General features: G+C 65.3%; 4 protein-coding genes. 1 reads left to right on the top strand and 3 read right to left on the bottom strand.

Translation table 11 applies throughout. The features are described from left to right. Positions 1-78: 78 nt before the first annotated feature. The gene (locus tag ACYP5B_RS49295; protein ID WP_400097442.1) at positions 79-630 is read left to right on the top strand and encodes a YcnI family copper-binding membrane protein; all 552 of its coding nucleotides are present in this window, start codon (positions 79-81) and stop codon (positions 628-630) included. Positions 631-726: 96 nt separating this feature from the next. On the opposite strand, the gene hslU is transcribed toward ACYP5B_RS49295, so the two are convergent. The 3 genes from hslU to ACYP5B_RS49280 all read right to left on the bottom strand — a co-directional run. Further along, positions 727-2,058 carry an ATP-dependent protease ATPase subunit HslU gene (gene hslU / locus ACYP5B_RS49290; protein ID WP_267605217.1) on the bottom strand — a complete coding sequence of 444 codons (1,332 nt, stop codon included), beginning with the start codon at positions 2,056-2,058 and terminating at the stop codon, positions 727-729. 92 nt (positions 2,059-2,150) lie between these two features. Continuing rightward, a complete protein-coding gene (gene hslV / locus ACYP5B_RS49285) occupies positions 2,151-2,687 on the bottom strand; it encodes an ATP-dependent protease subunit HslV (protein ID WP_006162714.1) in 537 nt (178 codons plus the stop codon). A 244-nt stretch (positions 2,688-2,931) separates the two neighbouring features. After that, positions 2,932-3,897 (bottom strand): tripartite tricarboxylate transporter substrate-binding protein (locus tag ACYP5B_RS49280; RefSeq protein ID WP_459574760.1); only part of this gene is annotated, 966 nt, incomplete at its 5' end.

Below are 3,897 nucleotides of genomic sequence, written 5' to 3'. Positions count from 1 at the left end.
CGTGGCCCTGCGGCCCTGCGCCGCAGGGCCAGCGACGGCCTTCGGCGCTAGACTGGCGCGCTTCCCAGGAGAATCGACATGACCGCATCCCGCCTGCTGCCCGCAATGACCATCGCGCTGGCCTCGCTTGGCGCAAGCTGGACCCCCGCCGCGTTCGCCCACATCGTGTTCGAGCAGAAGACCGCGACAGCCGGCAGCTACGTCAAAGGCGCGCTGATGGTGGGCCATGGCTGCAACGGCAGCGCTACCCGCGCCATCACCGTGACCATCCCGGAAGGCGTGCAAGGCGCCCATCCGCAGCCCAAGGCGGGCTGGCAACTGGAAGTGAAACGCGCGCCACTGGCCAAGCCCTATGCCTCGCACGGCAAGACCGTGAGCGAGGACGTGCGCACGCTGCGCTGGTTTGCCGGCTCGCTGGCCGACGCGCATTTCGATGAATTCGTGATGCTGATGAAGCTGCCGGAGCAGGCCGGCAAGCTGTATTTCCCGGTGGTGCAGGAGTGCGAGGACGGCCGTGCCGAGTGGACGCAGATCCCCGCCGATGGCCAGAGCCTGCGCGAGCTGAAGACGCCGGCGGCGGAGCTGGAACTGACCGCGCCGATGCCAGCGGGGCATGTGCACGCGCACTGAGCGGGCGCATGGCAAAACGACAAAGGGCGCACCGAAGTGCGCCCTTTGTCGTTGGATGCCGCCTGACAGACCTATGGCGGGCTAAGGCTTACACGCTTACAGCACGTAGCGCGACAGGTCTTCGTTGCCGGCGAGGTCGCCCAGGCGTTCGTCAACGTAAGCCGCGTCGATGATGACCCTCTCGCCCGATGACTTGGTGGCGTGGAAGGACAGGTCCTCGAGCAGCCGCTCCATCACCGTGTACAAGCGGCGCGCGCCGATGTTCTCGACCTTCTCGTTGACCGAGAAAGCGATCTCGGCCAGCCGGCGGATGCCGTCCGGCGCGAACACCAGCTCGACCTGCTCGGTGCTCAGCAACGCCTGGTACTGCTTGGTCAGGCTGGCATCGGTCTGGGTCAGGATGGCTTCGAAGTCGGAGACCGACAGCGATTCCAGCTCGACCCGAATCGGGAAGCGGCCCTGCAGCTCCGGGATCAGGTCGCTGGGCTTGGACAGGTGGAACGCACCCGAGGCAATGAACAGGATGTGGTCGGTCTTGATCATGCCGTATTTGGTGTTGACCGTGGTGCCCTCGACCAGCGGCAGCAGATCGCGCTGCACGCCCTGGCGCGACACTTCGCCGCCGCCCAGTTCGCTGCGGCTGGCGATCTTGTCGATCTCGTCCAGGAACACGATGCCGTTCTGCTCGACGTTGGCCACTGCCTTGTGCTTGACCTCCTCGTCATTGAGCAGCTTGGCGGCTTCCTCGTCGATCAGCAGCTTGAAGGCTTCGTGCACCTTCATCTTGCGGCGCGCCTTCTTGCCCTGGCCCAGGCCCGCAAACATGGTGCGGATCTGCTCGGTCATGTCTTCCATGCCCGGGGGACCCATGATGTCCATGTTCGGCGAGCCGGCGGCAACCTCGAGCTCGATTTCCTTGTCGTCGAGCTGGCCTTCGCGCAACTTCTTGCGGAACACCTGGCGCGTGTTGGAATCCTTTTCCTCGGGCTGGTTGAAGCCGATATCGCGCGGCGGCGGCAGCAGCACGTCGAGCAGGCGGTCCTCTGCGGCTTCCTCGGCCTTGGTGCGCACCTTCTTCATCTCGGACTCGCGCGCCTGCTTGACCGCCATCTCGGCAAGGTCGCGCACGATGGTGTCCACATCGCGGCCGACGTAGCCCACCTCGGTGAACTTGGTGGCCTCGATCTTGATGAACGGCGCGTCGGCCAGCTTGGCCAGGCGGCGCGCGATCTCGGTCTTGCCGACACCGGTCGGCCCGATCATCAGGATGTTCTTGGGCGTGATTTCCTGGCGCAGGGGTTCTTCCACCTGCTGGCGGCGCCAGCGATTGCGCAGCGCAACCGCTACCGCTTTCTTGGCCTTGTTCTGGCCGATGATGTGCTTGTCGAGTTCGGAAACAATTTCCGACGGGGTCATGGTATGCGACATGGTATCCGTTCAGAGGAAGACGACGGACCGGAGCGGTGCGGCATCCGGGCCCAGGCAGCCGCGCGTCAGGCTTTTGCGCGGCCGGCCGACGCTCATTCCAGCGTCTCGATGACGAAATTGGTGTTGGTGTAGATGCAGAGCTCGCCGGCAATGCCAAGCGACTTCTCGACGATGTCCTTGGGCGAAAGCTCGGTGTTCTCCACCAGCGCCTTGGCGGCCGACTGGGCATAAGCGCCGCCCGAGCCGATCGCGGCCACGCCGCCTTCGGGGTCGAGCACATCGCCGTTGCCGGTGATCACTAGCGTGGTGTCGCGGTCGGCGGTGATCAGCATGGCCTCGAGCCGGCGCAGCGCGCGGTCCGAGCGCCAGTCCTTGGCGAGGTCGACCGCGGCGCGGGTCAGGTTGCCCTGGTATTTCTCCAGCTTGGCCTCGAAGCGGTCGAGCAGCGAGAAGGCATCAGCGGTGCTGCCGGCGAAGCCAACCAGTACCTTGCCGTTATAGATGCGGCGCACCTTGCGGGCGGTGCCCTTCATCACAATATTGCCGAGTGTGACCTGGCCGTCACCACCGACTGCAACCTGGTTGCCGCGCCGGACGCTGACGATGGTAGTGCCGTGATACTGTTCCATGATGGCTTCGCAAGAATATGTCAGGGAGGTAGGTGGCGACGGGTGCGGTGAATTCAAGGGCCACCGTAAGCGGCCCACCGTGCGCATCCCTGCCGGACCGAAGGCAATCAAACCAATATAGTCGAGGTGGCTGCCGCCGCGCGCGGGCACCCCCCCTCAAAAAACAAAAAGGCCACGCATTGCGCGTGGCCTTTTCGCCATCCGCGGGCGGGCGCCCGCGGACGAGCCGGTCTTTTGCGTCCGGTCAGTCGGCGTACACGCCGGCCTTCTTGATCACCGGGGTCCACTTGCCGATTTCCCCGGCCAGGAAGACCTTCAGCGATTCCGGCGTGGCGCGCTGCGCGGGCACGGCTTCGGCGCCCAGCTCGGCCATCTTGGCGCGGAAGTTCGGATCCGTGACTGCCTTTTGCAGCGCTGCCGAGAGCTTGTCCACCACCGGCTTGGGCGTGCCCTTGGGCGCGTACATGGCGTGCCAGATCTTCACTTCGACACCCGGCAGGCCTTGCTCGGCGGCCGTCGGGATGTCCTTGAAGGCTTCCACGCGGCGGTTCTGCATGGCCGCATAGGGCTTGAGAGATCCCGCCTTGAGCTGGCCGGCGATATTGGTGGTCTGGTCGCACATCAGGTTGACCTGGCCTCCCAGGATATCGGTCAGCGCCGGCGCCGTGCCCTTGTAGGGCACCGTGGTCAGCTCGGTCTGGATGGCGCTCTGGAACAGCAGGCCGCACAGGTGCGAGGCCGAGCCGATGCCGGCGTTGGCCAGCGACAGCTTGGCGGCATTGGCCTTGATATAGGGGACCAGGTCCTTGAAGTTGGCGGGCGGCAGGTTCTTGTTGCCAACCATCACCATCGGCACGTCGGCGATCTCGCCCACGGTCTCGAAGTCCTTGAGCGGGTCGAAGCCGAGGTTGCGGTACAGGGCCGGCGCCGTCGACATGCCGATATGGTGGATCAGGATGGTGTAGCCGTCGCCCTTGGACTGCGCGACCTTCTTGGCGCCGATGGTGCCACCAGCGCCGCCCAGGTTCTCGATCACCATCGTGGTACCCAGGTGCTTGGACATGATCATGACCAGCTCGCGCGAGACCTTGTCGGTCGGGCCGCCTGCGGCAAACGGCACCACCACCGATACCGGCTTGCTGCCTGGGAATTCCTGTGCCTGCGCGCCCGCATGCACTCCCATTACGCCGACCGTCAGCGCGGCAGCCAC

The sequence above is a fragment of the Cupriavidus sp. 8B genome (genome assembly GCF_054589115.1).
Note: the sequence above shows the minus strand (reverse complement) of the source record. Positions and strands in the feature narration are given on the sequence as shown.